The 23017-nt window shown below is 57.6% G+C and carries 20 protein-coding genes and 4 pseudogenes; 6 read left to right on the top strand and 18 right to left on the bottom strand.

The genetic code is table 11. The annotated features are described in order from the left end of the window. Positions 1-418: 418 nt before the first annotated feature. Together ACLD1Y_RS03500 and ACLD1Y_RS03495 are read right to left on the bottom strand one after the other, a co-directional pair. Entirely contained in the window at positions 419-1201 is a 783-nt protein-coding gene (locus ACLD1Y_RS03500) for an NAD(P)H-dependent oxidoreductase (protein ID WP_429475498.1), read from the bottom strand. A gap of 16 nt (positions 1202-1217) precedes the next feature. Beyond that, positions 1218-1421: a tautomerase family protein gene (locus tag ACLD1Y_RS03495; protein WP_429475497.1), complete on the bottom strand. Its 204-nt coding sequence runs from the start codon at positions 1419-1421 to the stop codon at positions 1218-1220. 86 nt (positions 1422-1507) lie between these two features. Between ACLD1Y_RS03495 and ACLD1Y_RS03490 the strand changes: the two genes are divergently transcribed. Then, complete coding sequence (locus tag ACLD1Y_RS03490; RefSeq protein ID WP_429475495.1) at positions 1508-2404, top strand: LysR substrate-binding domain-containing protein; 897 nt, start codon at positions 1508-1510, stop codon at positions 2402-2404. A gap of 23 nt (positions 2405-2427) precedes the next feature. Here ACLD1Y_RS03490 and ACLD1Y_RS03485 read toward each other — a convergent pair whose 3' ends face one another. The 9 genes from ACLD1Y_RS03485 to ACLD1Y_RS03445 form a co-directional block, all read right to left on the bottom strand. Further along, on the bottom strand, positions 2428-3522 hold the full coding sequence (locus ACLD1Y_RS03485; RefSeq protein ID WP_429475493.1) for a DegT/DnrJ/EryC1/StrS family aminotransferase: 1095 nt from the start codon (positions 3520-3522) through the stop codon (positions 2428-2430). Then, positions 3519-4751: an MFS transporter gene (locus tag ACLD1Y_RS03480; protein ID WP_429475491.1), complete on the bottom strand. Its 1233-nt coding sequence runs from the start codon at positions 4749-4751 to the stop codon at positions 3519-3521. The genes ACLD1Y_RS03485 and ACLD1Y_RS03480 overlap by 4 nt, the downstream gene beginning before the upstream one ends. After that, positions 4748-7012, bottom strand: a complete 2265-nt coding sequence (locus tag ACLD1Y_RS03475; protein ID WP_429475489.1) for a glycosyl hydrolase family 65 protein — start codon at positions 7010-7012, stop codon at positions 4748-4750. Before ACLD1Y_RS03475 ends, ACLD1Y_RS03480 begins: the two co-directional genes overlap by 4 nt. After that, positions 7006-8052: an NAD-dependent epimerase/dehydratase family protein gene (locus ACLD1Y_RS03470; RefSeq protein WP_429475487.1), complete on the bottom strand. Its 1047-nt coding sequence runs from the start codon at positions 8050-8052 to the stop codon at positions 7006-7008. Before ACLD1Y_RS03470 ends, ACLD1Y_RS03475 begins: the two co-directional genes overlap by 7 nt. Continuing rightward, a complete protein-coding gene (locus ACLD1Y_RS03465) occupies positions 8049-8723 on the bottom strand; it encodes a hypothetical protein (RefSeq protein WP_429475485.1) in 675 nt (224 codons plus the stop codon). Before ACLD1Y_RS03465 ends, ACLD1Y_RS03470 begins: the two co-directional genes overlap by 4 nt. A gap of 16 nt (positions 8724-8739) precedes the next feature. Further along, positions 8740-9225 (bottom strand): adenylyltransferase/cytidyltransferase family protein, encoded by a 486-nt coding sequence (locus ACLD1Y_RS03460; RefSeq protein ID WP_429475483.1) that lies wholly within the window; start codon positions 9223-9225, stop codon positions 8740-8742. Between the two features lie 6 nt (positions 9226-9231). Next, positions 9232-9735: a GNAT family N-acetyltransferase gene (locus ACLD1Y_RS03455; protein ID WP_429475481.1), complete on the bottom strand. Its 504-nt coding sequence runs from the start codon at positions 9733-9735 to the stop codon at positions 9232-9234. Next, entirely contained in the window at positions 9713-11038 is a 1326-nt protein-coding gene (locus ACLD1Y_RS03450) for an aspartate aminotransferase family protein (RefSeq protein ID WP_429475480.1), read from the bottom strand. The genes ACLD1Y_RS03455 and ACLD1Y_RS03450 overlap by 23 nt, the downstream gene beginning before the upstream one ends. A 235-nt stretch (positions 11039-11273) precedes the next feature. Continuing rightward, positions 11274-11855: an SRPBCC domain-containing protein gene (locus ACLD1Y_RS03445; protein WP_429475478.1), complete on the bottom strand. Its 582-nt coding sequence runs from the start codon at positions 11853-11855 to the stop codon at positions 11274-11276. 1 nt (position 11856) lies between these two features. Here ACLD1Y_RS03445 and ACLD1Y_RS03440 point away from each other — a divergent pair, with 1 nt between their 5' ends. Next, positions 11857-12786 (top strand): LysR family transcriptional regulator, encoded by a 930-nt coding sequence (locus ACLD1Y_RS03440; protein ID WP_429475475.1) that lies wholly within the window; start codon positions 11857-11859, stop codon positions 12784-12786. 6 nt (positions 12787-12792) lie between these two features. Here ACLD1Y_RS03440 and cycA read toward each other — a convergent pair whose 3' ends face one another. From cycA to ACLD1Y_RS03415, 5 genes and pseudogenes are all read right to left on the bottom strand, one after another. After that, complete coding sequence (cycA, locus tag ACLD1Y_RS03435) at positions 12793-14181, bottom strand: D-serine/D-alanine/glycine transporter (protein WP_429475473.1); 1389 nt, start codon at positions 14179-14181, stop codon at positions 12793-12795. A 42-nt stretch (positions 14182-14223) separates the two neighbouring features. After that, positions 14224-15231, bottom strand: coding sequence for a cytochrome d ubiquinol oxidase subunit II (gene cydB, locus ACLD1Y_RS03430; protein ID WP_429475472.1), 1008 nt, complete (start codon positions 15229-15231; stop codon positions 14224-14226). Between the two features lie 3 nt (positions 15232-15234). Beyond that, a complete protein-coding gene (locus ACLD1Y_RS03425; protein ID WP_429475470.1) occupies positions 15235-16635 on the bottom strand; it encodes a cytochrome ubiquinol oxidase subunit I in 1401 nt (466 codons plus the stop codon). Between the two features lie 24 nt (positions 16636-16659). Further along, on the bottom strand, positions 16660-17163 hold the full coding sequence (locus ACLD1Y_RS03420) for a DUF934 domain-containing protein (RefSeq protein WP_429475468.1): 504 nt from the start codon (positions 17161-17163) through the stop codon (positions 16660-16662). Next, positions 17160-17357, bottom strand: a pseudogene (locus ACLD1Y_RS03415) (nitrite/sulfite reductase); the annotation flags it as partial. The pseudogene ACLD1Y_RS03415 and the gene ACLD1Y_RS03420, both read right to left, overlap by 4 nt. A 655-nt stretch (positions 17358-18012) precedes the next feature. On the opposite strand from ACLD1Y_RS03415, the pseudogene ACLD1Y_RS03410 reads away from it, so the two are divergent. Both ACLD1Y_RS03410 and ACLD1Y_RS03405 read left to right on the top strand, forming a co-directional pair. Further along, positions 18013-18114 (top strand): annotated as a pseudogene (locus ACLD1Y_RS03410) (helix-turn-helix domain-containing protein); the annotation flags it as partial. Positions 18115-18321: 207 nt separating this feature from the next. After that, positions 18322-19797: pseudogene (locus tag ACLD1Y_RS03405) on the top strand (nitrite/sulfite reductase); the annotation flags it as partial. 118 nt (positions 19798-19915) lie between these two features. On the opposite strand, the gene ACLD1Y_RS03400 reads toward ACLD1Y_RS03405, so the two are convergent. After that, positions 19916-21343, bottom strand: a complete 1428-nt coding sequence (locus ACLD1Y_RS03400; RefSeq protein ID WP_429475466.1) for a coniferyl-alcohol dehydrogenase — start codon at positions 21341-21343, stop codon at positions 19916-19918. Between the two features lie 108 nt (positions 21344-21451). Between ACLD1Y_RS03400 and ACLD1Y_RS03395 the strand changes: the two genes are divergently transcribed. Together ACLD1Y_RS03395 and ACLD1Y_RS03390 are read left to right on the top strand one after the other, a co-directional pair. Then, a complete protein-coding gene (locus ACLD1Y_RS03395) occupies positions 21452-22405 on the top strand; it encodes an AraC family transcriptional regulator (protein WP_429475464.1) in 954 nt (317 codons plus the stop codon). Continuing rightward, positions 22405-22572 (top strand): annotated as a pseudogene (locus ACLD1Y_RS03390) (histidine phosphatase family protein); the annotation flags it as partial. The gene ACLD1Y_RS03395 and the pseudogene ACLD1Y_RS03390, both read left to right, overlap by 1 nt. Before the next feature lie 37 nt (positions 22573-22609). Here the strand turns inward: ACLD1Y_RS03390 and ACLD1Y_RS03385 are convergent. Next, the gene (locus tag ACLD1Y_RS03385) at positions 22610-23017 is read right to left on the bottom strand and encodes a hypothetical protein (RefSeq protein ID WP_429475462.1); all 408 of its coding nucleotides are present in this window, start codon (positions 23015-23017) and stop codon (positions 22610-22612) included.

Below are 23017 nucleotides of genomic sequence, written 5' to 3'. Positions count from 1 at the left end.
AAAAAATCATTCTAACGACCTGTCCCAATGATTTTTCAACGTTCCAACTAAAAGCTCATGAAACCACGAAATTCACTGCCATCGCTTGCATAAAACACCCAGAAACCAGGCACCCAGAGGCAATAACAGAACAGGATACTTTTAGGGATAGAAACGGCAGAAACTATGAGGAAATCCTTGAAATTTCAGAATCATACGATCTTGTTCGATTCCGGGTTCGGCACCATATATATCAAGGGCTTGCGTGATTAACTTCATGCATGCCCTTAGTGTTTCTGCTCCGAAATTTTAGATATTGGACCGCGATTTACATCCCCTTGCGTCCTGACGACGAATACCCAACCCAAATCCGTTACAGCTCGTCGCCTCAAATCGCACTACGCTCCAACCTCGATTACTGCATGTACCTCTCGGTGGTTCAAGTGAAGTCGTCAGCCGCCTGGTCGTGCGTCTGGCCAACGCGCGGGCTCCACTGAAAACCTGACCGCGCCACAACGCCAGGTTTCAAGCGTTGATCGTCGCCGTAGTCTTCACGGGGATGAAAGAACAACGGTGCCACCTTATCGATACCCTTCAACACCGCAGCGTAGTCCTCAAGATAGCTTTTACGCTCATCCTCGCACACATTACCCGGCATCCAGGCCAGGTACGGCGGCAATACGTCAAACCCCAAGTAACGGAATATCCCGTTATGAATCGGCCATAGAATGTGGTGGATGCTCCCGTCGATGCCATCCGGCTGATACAGGCTCTCGGCAGTCCCGGTCGTGACGCAGACCATGGCCCTGCGCCCCTTGAATTTACCGTTGTCGTATTTCTCGCCAGAAGCGTAGGCAAAGCCACGGGTCATGGTGCGATCGACCCAACCCTTGAGAATGGCCGGCATCGAAAACCACCAGATCGGGAACTGGAAGATCAGCACATCGCACCACAGGACTTTCGCCTGCTCCTGCTCCACATCAAGCGTGGAGCGGCCATGGACGAACATGTTTTCTTGCTCGGCCGCGAGGTTCAGGAAGCCGGCGTCTACACGTGGGGTGGTGATGTCATCAGCGTCCAGGCTCGGCTTCCAGTCGAGCGCATACAAATCACTGACTCGAACCTCGTGCCCTTGCGCGGTCAACACCTCGACCGCACGGTCTTTGAGCGCGCCATTGAAGGATCGAGGCTCGGGGTGTGCGTAAACAATCAGGACATTCATCGGTGGCTCCTCACGATCACTTTCCCGGCTCGAACAGCTCCCCGGCCACCGCCCAGTTACGCGCCGGCACGTCCTCAAACACAACGTGGACCCACTTGGGGTCTACACCGGTGTGCTTGATCAATGTTTGGGTAATCTCCGCAGCCACCTGCACTTTGGCCACTTGAGGTTTGTCGTCGAACCAGGTTACGCGTACAACAGGCGTGTTCAGTCCTCTCATCAGGGTTAATAGCCATTGATTTTCCGGGCACGCCCCACCCGTGACAAACCATCGTTTTTCGTTGTTTGGAAGAGAAAAACTGCGTCATGAAACCTGATATCCCCCTTAAAGCCATCGCCTGTTTCGACGCGGTCATGCGCACCGGCAGTGCGCTGCTGGCTGCCGAGCAGATGTGCGTAACGCCTGGTGCCGTGGGGCAACAGGTGCGCAAGCTGGAAGCGTGGCTGGGTGTGGCGTTGTTCACGCGCAGTGTGCGCAAGTTGCACCCCACCCAGGCCGCACTGACTTATTGGGACCAGGTACAACCCGCGCTGATACAGCTGGAGAACGCCAGCCTCGCCCTGCGCAATCGTCAGGACCAAAGCGTGCGGCTGAGCCTGCCGCCCGCCTTCGCCAACTCATGGTTCGCCAGACGCATACCGACCCTCATCGGCCAGGACACGCAACTCAAGTTGCACCTGAGCGCCAGCACCGAGCTGGTCGACGTCACGCACGATGGCTTTGACCTTACGGTGCGCCATTGCGATGGGCAGGTTCTGGGGCTGGTCGCCGAGTTGCTGCTGCACGATGAAGTGCGGGTGTATGGCAGCCCGAGCTATCGCGAACGCTTGCAGCTACACACGTTGGTCGACCTTAAACGCGTGACGCTGCTCTACACCACATCGCACGCGCATTGGCCCAACTGGCTGACCCAGGTTGGCCTGGGCAATACCGAAGTGGGCAACGGCATTCGCTTCGACCAGCCGGAACTGGCCATCGATGCCGCCCGCCGGGGACAAGGCTTGGTGCTGACCAGCCCGTGGCTGGTGGAAGACGCGCTCGAACAAGGCCATTTAGTGCAAGTGTTCGAAGCCGCTCTGAAGGTCGGTAAAGGTTACTACCTGGTGCACAGCGACCAATCGCCGTTACGCGCCCCGGTCGAGCGACTCAGGCAGTGGTTGTTGGCGTCGGCGCTTGAGTGCTCGTCTCACGTGCAGCCCTGACCCATCATGCCAAGCACTCTGCTCTATTTCAGATCGAAGTCCCGTATAGCTACCGCGATCTTTTCAACATCACTGTCCGAAAGGTGCGGGTGACATGGAAGCGTCAATATTTCTTTCGCCAGGCGTTCCGTCACAGGAAGGGATACAGCCGACCTGGAAGCTAGCCAGGCTCGCTGGCAATGAATGGGCGTCGGATAGTGAACTGCGGTCTGGATACCCTTATGTGCGAGGTACTGCTGCAGTTCGTTACGCCGGTGTGATCTGACTACATAGTGGTAATAAGCACTACCCGCCTTGCCTCGGCCAAGGTCTGATCCTGTGGTTGTGTCGGCCAGTACAGCATCATAGTAGGTGGCGATCGCCCGACGCCGCTGCAACCACAGATCCAAGTAGTGGGTCTTGATGTTGAGCGCGGCCGCCTGCAAAGCGTCCAGCCGTGTGTTGAGCCCAAAGCCGAAGGCTTCGTCACGGGATCTCAACCCGTGATTGCGCAGACCCCGCACGTATTCAGCAATCTTCGTGCTGGTGGTAACAAGCGCCCCCCCGTCCCCCAAGCCGCCAAGGGTCTTCAAGGGATGAAACGAGAAGGCCGCAGCGTCCCCAAACGTACCCACCTGACGACCCTCTATCAGAGTGCCAATCGCTTGGGCGCAGTCTTCAATCACCGCGATGTCGCGTGCACGGCACGCAGCGGTGATCGGGACCATATCCACTGGCCTTCCCCGCAGGTGCACCGTCACAACCGCTTTAGTTCGGTCACTCAGTACCGGTTCTATCGTCTGGAGACTGATGAGTTCATCCTCTTCCACATCCGCCAGCACCGGATACGCCCCCACGGCCACTATCGCACCCACCGTTGCGATGAAGGTGTTAGCGCACGTGATGACCTCATCTCCCGCCCTTACCCCTACCGCACGCATTGCCAGAATCAGTGCATCGGTGCCAGAGTTCATCGATACAATCTGAGCCCCGTTACAGCGTCCTGATAGCCATGTTTCGAACCGCGTTACTTCTTCGCCCAAGATGAAATCTCCGGTCGAGAGTACGTTACGCCACTGTTCAAAGAAGGCCTCAGTCAGATCCTGAGCCTGTTCCTGGACGTCGTTGCACCTGATCATTTCACCCTCCCACTACGTGATACCTGGAGAACTGAAGCTAAAGCCACGCCAGCCGTGCCCATTGCGCAGATAATAGCCACGATGATCAGTGTCTCCGGGTAGCCGACCACCCCAGCAACCAGCCCACTACCAAGATAGATAAATGGGTAAGCACCATTGGTGATAAAGGTGTCCATAGCAACCACCTTGCCCAAATCATTCTCCGGGGAAAGTATCTGCATTGATGTGGCCCACCCCGTTAGCCATGACGCCTCGACGAAACCCACCAATACAGCGCCTAAAACAATAATCCAGGCTGCCCCCCCTATACCTAGCAGCACCATTGCAGCGCTCAATATCAGACCACTGATCACCGCCAACCCTTTTAAACGCTGATGACCTGCGGCCAGTACCGTGACCATCGACCCAATGCAGGCGCCAGCCCCCGATGCAGCCAAACAAATGGCCCACATGGCATCGCCAAAGCGACTACTCACGGCATAGGGAGCCACTACCAGAAACACCGGAAAGCACAACACGTTAACCACCAAGGTCGCCGCAAAACCAAGCGTTAACGTCGGGTGGCGACAGATGACTGCCATGCCGTTGAAAGCCGCACGCAGAGTCAACGTCTCATCGGTGTCGTGGGCCTCCATATCGGGTAGCGACGCAGTAAAAATGGCCGCACAAAAGAAGGTGATGCCGTCGATCAATATCCCCCAAACGGGATCCCAGAGAATGATCAGCACGCCGACAGTCGCTGGCAGGATCACCGCTGCCAGATTGTCGATAAAACTCATTGCACCGTTGCCGGCCACCAGGGCTTCTTTGGGCAGTAAATTGACCAGCAAGACCTGCGCGCAGGGACGGGATGCACCGATCCCGACGCCAAACATCAGGTAGACCAGAACCAGCCACCACCAGGCCGCTCCAGCAACAATGATCAAAGTAGCCCCGACTTGCATCGCCCCCCGGAGGAGGTCCGTACCCATCAAGATGCGCTTCGGTGAACGTCTGTCAGCCAGCACCCCACCTAAACATGCACCGAAAACGGTACCGACGCCTACCGACGCCATGACAAAACCGAACACTTCTACGCCAAAACCTGTTCGGATCAGTGCTACAGGAAGAGCTGCCAAACATACCGCATCACCCGCCATGGACAGGCTCTGCCCAATCAGCAACTTGCGAAATGGCGATACGCGCAATGCATCACGGTAGGGCTGCGTACGCTCTATCAGCGATGTCATTTCCCCCCTCCGATGTGGAGTCGCCCATTCGCGTCTAAAGTAGTGGCCTGTTCTTTTCCATCAACGGTGATGAGGGCTGTGCCTTGCGCCCTGACATCGATGCAAAAGCGCTTCCCACGAAAACAGAGCACGAACCGATAACCTTGCCAACCAGAAGGCAGCTTCGGGTTTAGAGAGAGCCATCCATCATCGACACGAAGCCCAGCCACCCCCTGTACAAGCCCCTGCCAGGCACCTGCATAGGCAGATAGATGCAGGCCGTTGGCATAGTCATCCGTGGGGGTGAAGTCTAAGTTGTATCGGCTTGCCTTAGTGATGAAGTCAGCGCACTTGTCCACGGCGTCGATATCGGCGGCAACGCGTGCGTGAGGCCCGTAACTGAGTGAGGACTCGTGAACGGTCCGAGGCTCGTAGAAGTTGAAGGCTGCACGCTTCACCTCAACAGAGAAATCGTCCGCGAACATGGACATCAAAAGAATGACATCCGCCTGCTTCACCACGTTGGAATCAAAGTTCATTAGCTGTTGCGCCGCGACTCGTTCGAGCTCATCGGCGAACCGCGGGCCCCGCCCCTTGCAGGTTCGTGGCTCAGCCTCGGGAAGATCGGCGTACCCCTCAAACTCTTCAGGAATCGAGATCCCATCCACTGTCATCCATGGCAAATACACCTGCTCACTGACGTTACGCCACTGGCTTAGTTCATCGTCATGAACGGTGGGAAGAAAACCCCGATCAGCCCAAGAGAGTGCATAGGTAATGCACCACCGAAGCAGGTAATTGGTGAAAAAGCTGTTATTGACATGGTAGTGATACTCGTCAGGCCCCATCACAGGCCCGATGACATAGGCACTCTTCTGATCGGACCATTTGAACGCTGACACGGCAAATCGTGCGCAGTCCGAGATAAGTGCGTACCCTGCCGCTTCCATATACGCCTGATCACCAGTCGCTGCCCAATATCGCGCCACGGCATAGGCCACGTCTGCGGAGATGTGCAGCACCTCATCGACACTCCATTCCCGTGCGACCTCGCCACCCGGGTATGACAGGACATAACGAGGCCCATTCTCCAGCCCAAGATCGTTGGACGCCTCCGGAAACCGTGCACCCGCAAAGCCCGTGGCTCGGGCAAAATCCCACGCCCCCTGCAGCGTGCGGTGGCGAAAGTCGATCAGCGCCCGCGCCACGTCCGGCGCATTCCACAACCAGAACTCGAATTTATGCAACTCAGTGTCAAAAAACGTAGCCCCTGAGTGATAAGTACTGGAAAGACCCCGGGCAGGCGATATCAAGCCAGATTTAAGCTCCGGGGCCCCGAGCCCCTGCTGTAACAATTGAAACACGGCATATCTGATGCCGAGTTCAACCGGATGACCGTGCGCCTCAATAGTCACATCGTGTTCTTGCCAAATCTTGGTCCAGCTATTGCTGTGATCATCTTCAGCCATGACGAAACCGAGTGCAGGATGCTGAGCACGCTGCACAGCCAATGCGGGCGCTGAGCTTATTTGCCAGTGGGTGAACAGAAGTTGCCGATCTACCTTAGCGAAGTCAAAGGTCACGGACCCAACGCAGCAGGCGTTTTCAATCCCCCATACAGCAAGTGAGCTGAAGCGCGCCGACGCCGATTGCATTTGGATGCCATAGCGAAGTGTTCTTTCCCCACTTTGCAGTGTGACGTCGAACCCATCGCCCCGGCGACGGCAAGCACCCAATTCATAGTGCCGCGCCGTTAACCAGGGTGACGCCCCCAAGTACTCGTTTAACGCGCAGGCATCAACGCCGTAGTCGATACGTACACGTCGCAACCCTCCTCTACCTCCGACCTTTCGTAGGCTGATAACAGTAGAGATCGCTGGCTGACCGGGCCGATCAATAAACTGCCGAACCATTAGCTCAAGCACGCAGTCACTGATTCGAAATTGCTGCGTGCTGCTAACGGACGCGCTATCCATAGATAACGTTATCCTCGGTGGATCTTCGTCAGCATCGGCAGCAAGCACACCAGTATCCACGTCATACAGCCTAAGGATTCGAGGCGCGGGCAGCGCCACGATCTCGCGCGCCACCCCGACACCTGGGGCATACAGCCCAGCCATCAATAGCTGCATCCTTACGGCTCGTTCAGATGCGCCAGGCACATGTGGACGAAGCCCCAGCAGCCCATTACCCAACGTTGCCAGGCACGACACGTAGGCGGACGAGTGTGAGTTGAGCTCACACACACGCTCCTGTTGCAGGCCATAGGAAACGATCAGCACGACCGCCGCTCGACCGCAGAGAAAGACCAATCGGTGCACTGCATATTGCGAACGTTGTGATAGCGCGGGTCCGTCAAAATGCCCGTGCTGTCGCCAAACCAGCCAGATTGGTAACGCTCACAGATCTCAAGAACCGCATCGCGTACCGTATAAACAAACTTAAAGCCCAACGCCCTCTGCACCAATGCTGAGTCGAGCCGATAGGAGCGCACATCATCGGAGGCCGTGGTCCTTATCGGAATGCATACACCAAAGTAGCATTCCACGATGTGCTTCACCTCAACGGCGATATCGCAGATCGTACGGTTATCGGCCCCCGCATTCACTGCACACCCGCAAAGCTGACCGAGCGAGTCACACTGTACGAGCATCGTGTAGAGCCTGCAGAGATCGTCGATATGAATATTGGGCCTGTACTGCGCGCCACCGAAGACCGTGATTTCCTGTCGGGCTAATGCGCTGGCGGTCAATATATTCACCGTTAGGTCCAACCGCTGCCTCGGTGACCAACCACAAACGGTTGCAGCTCTGACCGCAACTGTTTCAAACGACGCGTCAGTCAGGCCAAACAAAATTGACTCGCCCTCGGCTTTGTAGCGGTTGTAGTCGGTGATCGGAACGCACGGCTGATGTTCGTCGACATTGGGCTCATCGCTGATCCCGTAGACGCTGGCTGAAGAAGCGTAAATAAAGCGTTTACACCCACTGTGCTTGGCGCTGCGTATCAAATGGGGAAGGCAATCGATATTGATCGATCGGCTCACCTCAGGATCGCAGGCAAAGCTCGGATCGTTGGCAACGGCAGCGAGGTGAACGACCGTGGTAACCCCGCTTAATGCCGCGTCAATGGCGACTCGGTCGCGGATATCGCCCCTGATGAACTCAAAGCGCGGATGGGCGACCCACGGCACCAGTGCGTTAATGAAGTACTCGGCATCCAGCACCCTCACCCTATAGCCGGCCGCCAACAACTTGGGTACCAGGCGTGATCCGATGTACCCCGCCCCGCCCGTGACAAGTACAATCGATTGATTTGTCATATCGCCACCTCCCGGGGAGCAGCGAGTGGAATGCTGAGCTCATCCAGCGAGGCAAGAATCGTGCAACGCGGATTGCTCGCGAGAGGATGTAGCTCATTGCGCCGCACCTGACAGGCTCTGATACCCATGGAACTGGCCAAGTCGACGGAGTACGGCGAGTCGTCAATCAGGGTTACCCCATCCGGCTCAAAGTCGCCCAGCAAAAAATTGAATAATGCCTCTCGACTCTGATCGGGTTGCTGGCGCACGACCTCAATCTGCGGATCACACAACACACCTGACTTACGTAATGCCGCAGCAAACAGGCGGGGCGCGTTCTGCGAAGCGGTATAGAACCTTACGCGCTGGTCTGCCACTTGGATCCGCAACAACAGCCGCCACGCGTCCTCAAACAAATCGGCCTGCTCCGATAGCCGCAAGAATTCACGTTGTTTGGACTTTGCCAATGCGCAGACCAAACTTGACCTGCGCTGCGCCTCGCTAGGGGCGGTCTTTTGCAAGGCCAACAAACGCGATGCACCTTCCAGTCGAGGCCGTCCTGCGATGCAGGCAATGTATTGCCCGTAACTCAGTTCCTGCCCTTCAATCCGACGTGCAACGTTGCGCCATGCCTCGTAGTGAGGGGTGTCGAGTATTGTTCCGTCGAGGTCGAGCAAAAGCAGCGTTTGCATATAACACCTACCAACTTCACATCCCCATGGATGAAATGATCAGGGCAAGTCGACTTGTTGAGTCCAGCACCGTGCTGTCCGTCAACACCACGTGGCCACCACTGCTTTCCACGACCGCCGCCTCTGACTGCAACCTTGGATCAGCACTGACACAGTAATCGGCGCCCTTGAAGAACAAGTCGGGCGATAGCACTTCGATCAAGGACTGCGCCGTCGCCGCGTGATTGATAATTGCGTGATCGCAGTAGCGGATTGCCGCCAAGAACTCGACACGACACTGATCAGAAAAGATTGGTCTCTGCGGCCCCTTGTTGACAAACGCGTCTGCGGTGACCGACACGAAGAGACGATCCACCATTGCTTTTGCCTGTTTCAGGTGGTGGATATGCCCCGCATGAACGATGTCGAAGCAGCCGTGACACAACCCAATAACAAGACCTCTGGTTCGATAGTCATGAGCAATGGCTAGCAGCTCACTGACGTTGTTCAGCACCGTAGACATCGCAATCTAGGCCCCTGCCCTAAGATATTTAGCCATGATGTGCAGGTGCTCCGACGCCCCCCAGTAGTCGGGGATCTGACCGACAACTTGAAACCCGTTGCGCTGGTGAAAAAGATAGGCTGCACGTTCCCTATCAATATTCCCGATGTCCAGGCACAGGTACGCCTTCCCCTGACGCAACGCGTGTGCCTCGATTTGCGCGTATAGCAACGTGGCAATCCCGCGCTGCCGGTAGTCTGCATCCACGACCAACCAATCCGCCCAAAGCGTCTTCGATGATGGCCAAGGACCGGGACCTGCCCCCATTGTCCCTACGACTGTCCCTTTGAATGTAGCGACCAAGCGAACTTGCCCTTCGTGGGGCCTGCCAAGCTCAGTTGAAAACTGTGCATGTGCCGATTGCATCAGGTCATCCTGCGACCTTATCTGCGCAACCAGTTCAAGAGCTTGCGTCATATCGCTGGCGGCAAACGGACGGATTAGAACATCACCAAAACGGACATCCGACATGGTATTCAACCCTCTTCAGAGCTGCATCCAGGCGATCACATGCTACATCGAGCATGTCGGGGGTATGAGCCGCGGAGAGTGTCACCGGCTCGGGGCAGTAGGCCTGGGGCAGCAAAAAGCCATACATTCCATACTCGTTCGACAACAGGCCAAATAGCTCTCGGGCGAACGCTACCGGGTAGGTCTGCGCAATGTCCCTCATCGTGCGCGGACGATCAGTACGTCCGATATGCACGCCAATCCTGCCGCCATAGCTGTCGAGGTGGCACGGTATGCCATGACGGGCAAAGACTTCACCAAGGCCTTGCTTCAACTGGCTATCCAATTGCGCGACATACTCATACACCGCACCGTCCTTCATATGTTGCAGAACGGCCAAGGCAGCTGCCACCGAGAGATAGCGACCTGTATTGGTACCACTGATCTGGACAGGGCCACGCGGTGCAATGACGTCCATGTACTCAGCTTTGCCCGCGAGACCGGCGATAGATACACCGCAACCGAAGGCTTTGCCGAAGGCCGCAATATCGGGCACTACGCCATAGTCCAGTTGCGCGCCACCGATGTTCGCGCGAAAACCAGTCAACACCTCATCAAAGATCAGCAAGGCGCCGTGTTCTGTCGCTAGAGTGCGCAGACTTTCAAGAAACCCATGGTCCGGTTTGATGCAGCCAATGTTCAAGGCGATGGGTTCAAGAATGATCCCGGCGATATCACCTGAGTAGGTTACAAACGCCTTTCTTACCGCGCCCAGGTCGTTCCAGGGCAACGGCACCGTCAACTCTCCAAACTCCAAAGGAATCCCGACGGTGCCTTCTATTCGCTCAAGCTCTCCCGACTCCAGCCCGGCCCCGCATCGAACAGAGGAGTCAATGTTCCAAGTTAGACCATCGTTCAGACCATGGAAGTGACCTTCGAATTTCAGGATCAATCGTCGGCCCGTAACCGCACGAGCTACGCGTACTGCGTACATCGTGGCTTCCAGGCCCGAGTTAACCAGGCGCAGTTTCTCCGCGCAGGGGACGGCATCGCAAAAGAGCTCGCTCAACCGGTGATGCTCTTCAGTTTCGTACTGCTGCAAAAAACCACGAGACAGCGCACGCTGAAGAGCATCACGGACAACAATACTGTCGTGCCCCAGAAAGCAGGATCCCCAGCCCATGATGTAGTCATCGCACCACTCACCCGAAGCAAGCTGTATACGTGCACCAGATGCATTACGAATCTGCACGGGGCCCGTCACCGCCAGATGATTCCAGCCAGCTAGGACACCTCCAACTCGTGTTTCGCCGCTCGTATTCATATCGGTCCACCCTTGTATTCCGAGAAGTCACGGACAGGTAGCAACCCGCCCGATACTAGTGCTCACCAATACCAACGTGAATAATTTGAGACACCAGGCAGACAATTCAGAACGCACCTACAGAGATGAATCAATCTTCCTTACAGCATTGTTAACTCGACTGTGTTTTAGACAATACCTTCAATTAACCAAGGGCCGAGGGGGGCGTGAGCGGCATCAGTACCAAAGTGTTCGCCTAACGCGCAGCCCTGACCAACCCATCCAACCAATCCTGATGCCCATTGATCATCGGGTTTGGCCGCGCCATCGCCAGGTCCGCAGCCGGCTTACCCTTCTGGGTTTCCTGGGTAAGGATGCGCACACGACCTTGGGATAGATCCTCAATCAGCCACGCATGGTGCACATCCAGACGTGTCTCGCCCTCACCCGCCCAACCGTGCCAAGCGATTCGCCCCGGCTGACCAGCAACGGGCGGAACACATTCATTGCACTGTGCTTCCACCGGAAAACCGAAGGTTTCAAAGTAGAAGCGCGTTCCGTCCTGCAACTCAGGGCCTGGCCCATCATGCAAACGTACATTTGCAGAGTTGGCGTAGTACGTCGGCCACCTTGCTGCATGGCTCAGCAACGGCCACACATCGGCAGCATTGAGGCCAGCGACGATAATTTCATTGGAGACGAAGTTTTCGGTGAAGCCAGGCAGGTAGCCTTCTGGCCAGATAATCTCATGCATGATCAGCACTCTGAGGTAATGGACGGGCGCCATGGTCGGTGCTAGCGTGAAATAACGCCAATCGCAATCTTTTATCCAGAGCATCATGAATCCTGATATCAGACACCTCGACTTCAACTTGCTCAAAACCCTCAATGCCCTGCTCGACGAACGCAGCGTCACCCGCGCCGCCGAGCGCCTGTCGCTGACCCAGCCGGCCGTGAGCGGCATGCTCACGCGCCTGCGGGAAAGTTTTGATGATCCGCTGTTCGTGCGCGCCCAACGCGGCATGGTGCCAACCCTGCGTGCGGAACAATTGGCCGCGCCGGTCAAGCAACTGCTTGGCGATATTGAACACCTGCTACGACCGCACGCCTTCAGCCCGACGACGGCGGACATGACGATTTCGATTGCCTCGACCGACTACGCATTGCGCGCTGTGGTCGTGCCTTTCCTAACCGCCCTGCGCGTCCAGGCGCCGAATATCCGCGTGGCCGTGCAATCGCTGGATACGCAGCTACTCCCCAGCCAACTGGAGCGCGGTGAAATCGACTTGGCCCTCATCACCCCGGACAGCACTGCGCCGGGCCTGCATGCAGCGGCGTTGTTTGAGGAGCGCTATGTTTGCGTGATGCGTGCGGATCATCCAGATGCAGCGGGCAAACCCCTGACGCTGGAGCGCTTCTGCGCCCTCGACCATGCGCTGGTTTCGCCCTCCGGTGGCGCGTTCCACGGGGTGACCGACCAGGCACTGGCCCGCACCGGCAAGTCACGACGGGTGACGGTCTCGGTAAACAGCTTCCTGGTGCTGCCCGACATTTTGCGCAGCAGTGACCTGATCGCCGTCGTGCCACGGCGCCTGGCATTGCAAGCTGAAGGTCTGGCAGTGTTTGAGCCCCCACTTGAAATCCCTGGGTTTAGTAAGACAGTGGCCTGGCATGAGCGCACGCAACACGATCCAGGCCAGCAATGGGTGCGTGCGCTGCTGATCGATTCGGTGAACTGGAACAATCAGACTGGCAGCGCTCGATCCTGAGACACGTTACCCACGCCGATCCAGGTCCCGGCGAATGACCAGCACGCGGTACGCCACTCCCAACAGCACAAACCACCCCGGCGCCAGGTACAACGCCTGGCGCGTGTCCTCCTTGAGCGTGAGCAACACCAGCACACCGGCAAAAAAAGCCAGGGTGACCCAGCACATCAACCTGCCACCCGGCATCTTATAGCCCGATGCCAGGTGCAAGGTTGGGCGCGACTTTCGATAAGCCAGGTAAGACAACAGGATGATCGACCAGACAAACATGAACAGCAGCGCGGACAGCGTAGTGATCAAGGTGAATGCCTGCATCAGATTAGGAATCAGGTAAATCAGCATGGCCCCCAGCAGCAGGCAGGCGCAAGAAAACAACAAGCCATTGGACGGCACCGCCCGCTTGGACAAACGCTGAAAGGCACGCGGCGCGTCACCCTCCAGCGCCAGCCCGAAAAGCATACGGCTGGTGGAAAACACACCACTGTTGGCCGATGAAGCCGCCGAGGACAGCACCACAAAGTTGATCCAGGCCGCCGCAGCCGGCAGACCAGCAATCAAAAACAACTCAACAAACGGGCTCTTGTCCGCCACCACATCGCGCCAGGGTGTCACCACCATGATGGTCGCCAGCGCGAGCACATAGAAAATGATGATGCGCACCGGAATCGAGTTAATTGCGCGCGGTAGCGTCACTCGGGGATTATGGGTTTCGGCCGCCGCAGTGCCGACCAGTTCGATGCCGACAAAAGCAAAGATCGATATCTGGAACCCCGCAAAAAAGCCCATCCAGCCATGGGGAAACATCCCACCATCGTTCCACAAGTTATCCAGCCGCGCCTGGCTGCCACTGAACGTAGCTGGACTCATCAGCAAATACACACCCACACCCACCAAGCCAGCAATGGCTACCAGCTTGATCATGGCAAACCAAAACTCGATTTCGCCAAACAGTTTGACGGTGATCAGGTTGAGCGACAGCAGCAGCCCGACGCATAACAACGCCGGCAGCCACTGCGGTACATTTGGGAACCAGAATTGCGCGTAGGCTGATACCGCAATCACATCGGCAATGCCGGTTACTACCCAGCACAGCCAGTAGGTCCAGCCGGTGAAAAAGCCGGCCCAGGGTCCCAGCAAGTCCGTCGCGAAGTCGATGAACGACTTGTACTCAAGGTTGGACAGCAGCAACTCGCCCATCGCCCGCATGACGAAAAACAGCATGACGCCAATGATCATGTACACAAACAGAATCGAAGGCCCCGCCAAGCTGATGCTTTTGCCAGAGCCCATGAACAGGCCGGTGCCAATGGCGCCGCCCAGGGCGATCAGTTGGATATGGCGGTTCGACAAGCTGCGCTTGAGGTCGCCGTGGCCTTGCTCTGCTGCATCATTCATGCGGTTTTCCTGGGCATCGGTGAGTCGGGTATTGCGTACAGGCTAGTGGTAGCCGTCTTCGGCGCGCACCTTACCGCGGAACACGTAGTAGCTCCAGAACGTATAGCCAAGGATAAACGGCAGGATGAACAACGCCCCCACCAACATGAAACCCTGACTCTGTGGCGGTGAGGATGCCTCAATGATCGAGATTGACGGCGGGATAATGTTGGGCCACAAGCTGATACCCAATCCGCTGTAACCAAGGAATACCAAGGCCAGCGTCAGCAGGAACGGTGCGTAATGCGCGCCGTTCGCCACGGTGCGCAGTAGGTAGAACAGCACCACTGCGACCAATACAGGCACGGGCAAAAACCACACCATATTCGGCAGGCTGAACCAGCGCGCCGCGATGTCGCTGTGGGCCAGTGGCGTCCAGATACTCACCACCACCAACACCGCCAACAGCACCAGCGCCAAGGGCCGGGCCAAGCGGTGCATTTGATCCTGCAACCGGCCCTCGGTCTTCATGATCAGCCAGGTGCAGCCCAGCAATGCATAGGCCACCACCAGACCCACGCCGCAGAACAGGCTGAATGCTGTCAGCCAATCGAACGCACCACCGGCATAGGCACGATCAACCACGCGGAAGCCGTCGATAAATGCCCCCAGAGCGACGCCCTGAAAGAAGGTCGCCACCAGCGAGCCACCGATAAACGCCCTGTCCCAAAGATGCTGTTTAGCCTTGCTCGCCTTGAAGCGAAACTCGAACGCCACACCTCGGAAGATCAAGCCGACCAGCATCAGCACCAGTGGCAGGTACAGCGCTGAGAGCACCACCGCATAGGCCAACGGAAACGCCCCAAACAACGCGGCGCCACCCAATACCAACCAGGTTTCATTGCCATCCCATACAGGCGCAACGGTGTTCATCATCACGTCACGGTCGCGCTCGGCGGGTACAAATGGGAAAAGAATCCCGATGCCCAGGTCGAAGCCGTCCATGACCACATACATCATCACCCCAAAAATAATGATGATTGCCCAAATCAGCGGCAGGTCGATACCCATCAGTCAATTCTCCTCGTCAGCAGCCGAAAGCGGCCGCGCCGGTGTACGGGTTTGGCCTGGGCCACCCGCTAGCGAATGTACCGCGTGAGGCTGCGGCCCCTTGCGCACCAGGCGCATCATGTAGCCGATGCCCGTGCCAAACAGCGCGAAGTACACCACCACGAACATCACCAGGGTGAACGTCAGTTGTTCCACCGAATGTCGCGAGGCTGCGTCAGCCGTGCGCATCACCCCATACACAACCCAGGGCTGGCGGCCGACTTCGGTGGTGATCCAGCCCGCGAGCATCGCGATCAGCCCCGAGGGCCCCATAAACAGCGCTAGGTACAGGAACGGCCGGCACTGGTACAGCGTGCCGCGCTTGCGCAGGCACACGCTCCACAACCCCAGCGCGATCATCAGCATGCCCAGCCCCGCCATGATGCGGAACGACCAGAACACGATGGTCGAATTGGGCCTGTCTTCGGGCGCAAACGACTTGAGTGCGGGTATCTGACGGTCAAGGCTGTGGGTCAGGATCAAGCTACCCAGGTAGGGAACCTCAACACTGAAGCGGGTTTTCTCCGCCGCCATATCCGGCCAGCCAAACAGGATCAACGGGGTCGGTTCGTCATTGGTGTTTTCCCAATGGCCTTCGATGGCGGCCAGTTTCGCCGGCTGGTACTCCAGCGTATTCAGCCCGTGCATATCGCCAATCAGCGCCTGCAAAGGCGCGACGACCAGCGCCATCCACATGGCCATCGAAAGCATGCGACGCACCGCCGGGGTATCGCGTTTCTTCAGCAAATGCCACGCGCCCGAGGCCCCGACAAAGAACGCGGTGGCAACAAACGCCGCCGTCGCCATATGTGCCAAGCGGTAGGGGAACGAAGGGTTGAAAATCACCGCCAGCCAGTCGGTGGGCACCACTTGGCCATTGACGATCTCGTAGCCTTGCGGTGTCTGCATCCAACTGTTGGATGCCAAAATCCAGAACGTAGAAATTATCGTGCCCAACGCCACCATACAGGTAGAGAAAAAGTGCAGACCCCGCCCCACTCGGTTCCAGCCAAACAGCATGACGCCCAGAAAGCCGGCCTCAAGGAAGAACGCCGTCAACACTTCATAGGTCAACAACGGCCCGGTAATCGAGCCGGCAAACTGCGAGAAACCACTCCAATTGGTGCCGAACTCGTAAGCCATGACCAGGCCTGAGACGACGCCCATACCGAAGTTCACCGCGAATATTTTTGACCAGAAGTGGTAAAGATCACGGTACGTATCATCGCGGCTCTTGAGCCACAGCCCTTCCAGCACCGCCAGGAAACTGGCCAGGCCAATGGTGATCGCCGGAAAGATGATGTGAAACGATACAGTGAATGCAAATTGCAGTCGGGCGAGGTCAATCGCCGATAGCGTGGACATGGGCAACCTCGAATAGAAAGTGACTCAGCGCCGGCGAAACAACGGCCGCGGCTCGATAACGGAACGTCCATACAGCACGCTCATGCCGCTCAGTCCCTTGAGAGCATCTACAGCGGATTTGTCTTCGCGTATGGCAAAGCTGGTGAAGCCGCATTGGCGCATATGGCTGAGCTGGTCGCGCAGTACGTCGCCAATCGCGCGCAGCTCGCCCTCCCAGCCCATGCGGGTGCGCAACAGGTAGGCCTGGCTGTAGGCGCGGCCATCGCGAAAGCTCGGAAAATCCAAAGCGATCATCGGCACCAGGTAGAGCCAGGGGGCAAAGTCGTCCAACTCGTCGTCCGGGCCCAACCACACGCCGTGCAGGCTCATCCGGTGCAGCGGTTGTGTGGCCTGATGCGCCAGCCAGCGAACCAGCGGCAGGATCACCGGGCCCGGCGGCAACTCGGCGTCCGGTTCACGGATTAACGTCCAAGCATCATCGGGGGCCAGGCAGGCAGCATCGTTCTCCCATGCGAGCAGGTTATTCATGCTGCCGGCTCCTGTCGTGTCGGGTACACGCGCTCTTTGAACGGTTCAATACCAATGCGCGTAAAGGTGTCGATGAAGTTCTCGTCGATCTCGCGGTAGTCCGCAAAGGTGTGCACCACGGTTTCGATCACGCCTGGAATCTGTTCGGCACTGAATGACGGTCCGATCACTTTGCCCAGCGCAGCGGCCTTGCCTTACGGGTGCGGCAAGCGTCAGGAACGCCGTGATGATCTCGCCCAAGAAGAATAATCCAGCCGCCTGCGTGCTAACCGGCTGACCAAGCCCCAAGCTCTGGCTCTGGCTCTGGCTCTGGCTCTGGCTCTGGCTCTGGCTTTTGATTTGGCTTTTGATCTTGATCTCAGGCGCCCCGTCAACCACGCTGGCCGAACGCAGGCTTGAATCCGTGGGTAACCCGGCAGGACGCCGGGTTAGCCGCCCCGCGCCATGGATGGCGCGTGGCGGCGGCCCACGGATTCAAGCCTGCGTTCGGGCATGCCGAGCCTAGGCGAGGCACCGAGTGGTGGGGCAAGAGCCCTTTGGTTACTTTGGGCTGGGCCGGCATTCCGGCTCTTTTCCAAAGTGACCCGCCGTAAGGGCGGAACCTATATCAGCCTTCACCTAAATAACGGATATGTACTCCGACCAAAACCCCTGTAGCGCCTGAAAAATAGCTATCGCAGGCAAGCCAGCTCCCACATTTGAACGGCGTAAATCCGATAGAACTCAGTCGTTTGATAGGCCGCCTTCGCGAGCAAGCCCGCTCCCACAGTTTGAACCGGTTTACACCCAGTAAATCTCGCTCGACCGCCAGGCTGCCATAGGCCCAGCGCGACGCCCAAAATTGTGTAGATACCTATGGCCATGCAGCGCAGCCAAGGCAACTACACAGTGGCCGCGCAAATGCTGGGGATGACCCGGGCGCAATTGAGCTATCGGGTCAAGGGGCGCTAGATCGCTCAATACCCGCGTTTTAATAACAGATTTGTATTTGCTTATTGCATACAGATCAGATTAGTTGCTGCATAAATAGCATCGCGGCTTATCTGATCTGCTTTTTTATCAATGACGTGAATCTGTTTCAGTGCATGGCATCGGAGGATAGTGCCCGGCATCGAATCTGCCCCGTAAAGAGGGCAGGCGCTGATGAGGCCTATGACGATGTACCAATACGACGAATATGACCGTGCCGTCGTGCATGAGCGGGTCGCGCAGTTTCGTGATCAAGTGGAACGCTTTCAAGCAGGCGAACTGGCCGAGGAGGAATTCCTGCCGTTGCGCCTGCAAAACGGCCTGTACATGCAAAAGCATGCCTACATGCTGCGGGTCGCGATTCCCTACGGCACGCTCGCGTCCCATCAATTGCGCACCCTGGCCCATATTGCCCGCGACTTTGATCGCGGCTACGGCCACTTCACCACGCGCCAGAATTTGCAGTACAACTGGATTGAGTTGCACCAGGTGCCGGAAATTCTCCAGCGCCTCGCCGACGTGGATATGCACGCGATTCAGACCTCGGGCAACTGCGTACGCAACATCACCACCGAAGCCTTTGCCGGTGTCGCCGATGACGAGCTGATTGACCCGCGACCCTTGGCTGAGATCCTGCGGCAGTGGTCGACCATCAACCCCGAGTTCTTGTACTTGCCGCGCAAATTCAAGATCGCCATTTGCTCCGCCGAAAAAGACCGCGCAGCGATCATGATGCATGACATCGGCCTGTACCTGTATGCCAACGCCGTCGGCGAAAAACGCTTGCGTGTAATGGTCGGTGGTAGGCTCGGGCGCACACCGATTCTGTCGCAGCAGATCCGCGAAGACTTGCCGTGGGAGCATTTGTTGTCCTACGTCGAGGCGGTGTTGCGGGTCTATAACCGTCACGGTCGGCGAGATAACAAGTACAAGGCGCGCATCAAGATCCTGGTCAAGGCCTTGGGCATCGACGCTTTTGCCGCGGAAGTCGAGCAGGAATGGCAGCATCTCAGGGATGGCCCGGCGCAATTGACCGACGCCGAATACCAGCGTGTCGCTGATGCGTTTGTTCGCCCGGACTATGCAGTATTGCCCGATGACTCCCTGAGTTTCGGCACGCAGTTAATGGCCTCGGCCGACTTTGCCCGCTGGGTCGCACGTAATACCCAGGGGCATAAAGTGCCTGGCTATGTCAGCGTCGTGCTGTCGACCAAACCCGGTGCCGAAACACCGCCTGGCGACCTCAGCGCCGCGCAGATGGAAGCCGTCGCGGACTGGGCCGATAGGTTTGGCTTTGGCGAGATCCGCATTGCCCATGAGCAAAACCTGATCCTGCCCGATGTGCGCAAGACTGATCTGCTCGCCCTCTGGACACTCGCCAATGACCAGGGTCTTGGCGTCGCGAATGCCGGTTTGTTGACCGATATCATCGCCTGCCCAGGCGGTGATTTCTGCGCCTTGGCCAACGCCCGTTCGCTGCCGATCACGGCGGCTATCCAAGCGCGTTTCGCTGACCTGGATTATCTGTACGACCTCGGCGATTTCAGCCTGAACATTTCAGGCTGCATGAACGCCTGCGGTCACCACCATATTGGCAACATCGGCATTCTCGGCGTCGATAAGAACGGGCAGGAGTGGTACCAGATCACCTTGGGTGGTGCCCAACGGGAGCGACAAACAGTGAAGATGGATGGGCGCAATGGTCCCATCCGCCGCCGCAACTGCCTAGGCGACAGCGCCTTGAGTGTTCGGTAATCGAACAGCCAAGACGCTGCTTTTTGCGTTACAAGCCGTGGGCAGAAGCGAGGATATGCGAGTGCATACCGCCGTCCACGGCCAGGTTGGTGCCGCGCATCCAGCGCGAGCCGTCGCTAAGCAAAAACGCCACTACGGGCGCGATGTCCGTGGCCCGGCCTGGACGATCCATGGTCTTCATGTCTTCCTCGGCACGGGCACCGAGGGTCTCGATGAAGTCCTTGAGAATCGGTGTGTCCACCAGGCCTGGGCTGACCGCGTTCACGCGGATCCCACGCTCGCGCCAGGTCCAACGGTTTTGCAGGGTCCAGGCGATCAGGGCTTCCTTGGAGAAGAAATAGCTGCGCGGGCCAATAATCTCGTGCTGTTCACAGAAAGCCGCTGTATCGGCAAAGCTCAGGCTTTCAACGGCCTTGATGCTCGCCACGGCGTCCGGCCAGCCTGCGCCGGCCAGGGAGGCCAGGTTGACGATAGAGGCGTTATCCGCAAGTTTGGGCAGCAGGTTCAGGGTCAGGTACTTAAGGCCCACCAGGTTGACCTTGATCACCCGCTCGGCGTTTTGGGTTGGCGGCAGACCGGCGATATTTGCCAGGCCGTCGATACCCCGAGGCAGTTGCGCGAGCAAGGCATCGATCGACTCCTGAGAGGAAAGGTCCGCCTGGATAAACTGATCGACCTCCACCTTGGGTGGGTTGATGTCCACCCCAATCACCTGTGCACCTTGCTCACGGGCAATGCGTGCGGTTTCTTCACCAATACCGGAAGACACCCCGGTAATAACCAGCGTTTTATTGTTCAACATGCAAGATTCTCCGGCGCAAAGCTTAAAAAGAGCACCGCGCCGCAAGAACAGTGCGTAAATACCGAGCACTCCACCCAGCGCGAAGCCTATCCTCCAGCCGTAGTCGCCCATGGCCTGCGCGCCCAGCAGCCAGGTGAGCGTCGCCGCCACGGCCGTCGCCGCCATCACCCCGAGCGTCACCCCCACATAGACCGAACTCGACCATAAGCCACGGTGTTTGCTGGGGGCGATCTCGGCGACGTAGGTGTAGGAAACCCCTGTCTCGCCGCCATGGGCGAGCCCCTGCATCAGCCGGAAAAACAGCAGCGCGGCCGACGCATACAGGCCGATGCTTTGGTAGTCAGGAATAAGCGCGATGCCCAGGCTGCTGATCGCAAGCATCAGCATGGTAAGTACCATGATGGTCCGACGCCCCAGCCGGTCGCTCAGACGGCCAAACAACCATCCGCCGATAGGGCGTGCGACAAAGCCACCCGCAAACACAGCCAGGGTCGCGAGCATCGCCGAGCGCGCATCGGTCTTGTCGAACAGGTTGCTTGCCAGGTACACCGAAAAGGTTGCGTACAGGGTCCAGTCAAACCATTCGAGCGCATTACCGATACCTGCCGCGCGCAACGATTTGAGGCGTCCTTGGTGAGACGTCGTATTGTTCATGGTTAGTTCCTGATGACGGATGGGATCGAAACGAACCGAAGTCTAGGCGCCGGACCGTGGATGATCTATGATTGAAAATCTCTAGTTTTTGACCAAAACACCTGAACGATGCCTGCTGATCAGTTTGCTCTCTCCTCCGACCTCATCAACGAGCTATTGCGCGGCATGCGCCTGCGAGGTGTCGAATACCGGCGTATCCAGGCCGGCCCTGCGTTTGGTTTGGGCTTCACGGAAAAACCTGGGCACGCCTGGTTCCACTTCATTGCCGTCGGCAATGCGGTGCTGCGAATGGAGGATGGCACCACCTACGCGCTGTCTGCCGGCAACGCCGTATTCATCTCCCATGGCGCGGCCCACCAACTGCTTTCACATCCAGACGCGCCTGTCCTGGACATCAACCGATTAGACGGCGCCCCGCTCGGTGAGACCGTTAGCGCAGTGGCGACCGGAGCCGATGCGAGCCCCACGCCGAGCACTATTTTGTTCAGTGGTTGTATGGAGTTTGAACTGGGCAGTATCCATGGCCTTGGCAGGCTGATGCCGGGCCTGATGCTGATTGATGCCGGCGGCCAGCGTTACCCCGGTCTGGTACCGATCCTGACCACCATGGAGCGTGAGGTTAGCGCCGCACGTGTCGGCTTCGCCGGTATCCTCGCGCGTTTGGCCGACGTGGTGGCTGCCATGGTCGTTCGCGGCTGGGTAGAGTGCGCCTGCGGCAATGCCTCAGGCCTGGTCGCCGCCTTGCGCGATCCACGCCTGGCCGGCGCACTGCTGGCGCTCCATCAGCAACCGGGCCGTGACTGGACCGTTGCGCAGTTGGCAGAGCACTGCAATACCTCACGCTCGGTCTTCGCGGACCGCTTCCAGGTAACGATTGGCATGGCCCCGCTGCGCTATGTCACCGAACTGCGGATGCGGCTTGCGAGCCAGTGGCTGACCCTGGAAAGGCTACCGATTGAAGAGGTAGCGCAGCGTTTGGGCTATACGTCGCAAGCTGCGTTCAGTCGTGCATTCAAGCGCATTACGGGGAAAACACCTGGATTAAGTCGTAAGGTGAGGTAGCTCTAAAACTTCAACACTTTGCTAGCGCAAAGCCTGTGCTGTTGCTGGGTCATGGATTCATGAATCGAATGATCGCCAAGCAACTGAAGGCGGCCGGGGGGACACGCCAGAAACGCAGCGGGAATGGGTACTGGAGCGAAATGGTCTATCAGAGAGTTCAAAGCTGATGCAGTACGCGCGAACAGTAAATAGCCATCCGACTGATTAGTTGGAAGAAACGCGCTCATCCACCCGATCACCCGTACTCGTGTCGACAATGATGATGTCCCACCAAGTGTTACTGGGGGCGGTTGTAAGTTTGTAGGTGCGGCCAGCGACAAGATTAACGTCGCGCAATTTGCGCTCCAAAGAGCCGGTGGTACCCACCCAATACCTGAGCTCCAGTCGATGTCTACCGGCAGTTAGTCGATATCGCGTTTGGGTGGCGATCGCGAAGTTGGTTTTCTGGCCATCAACGGTGGCAATGAACAGTGACTTGTCGGTTAGGCCGATACGCGCAACGTCAGAATCCGGTAGTCCTTGCGCTGCTTTTTCGGTGTAAGAGACACAACCACTGTTGGCAGAGATCACTAGAGCTAACCCTAATACTCGCCATACTCGCCCTTTCCACAT

This window comes from Pseudomonas sp. 18175, from assembly GCF_050432925.1.
Classification (GTDB): domain Bacteria; phylum Pseudomonadota; class Gammaproteobacteria; order Pseudomonadales; family Pseudomonadaceae; genus Aquipseudomonas.
The sequence above is the reverse complement of the archived record's forward strand: the minus strand, read 5'-3'. Positions and strand labels throughout refer to the sequence as shown.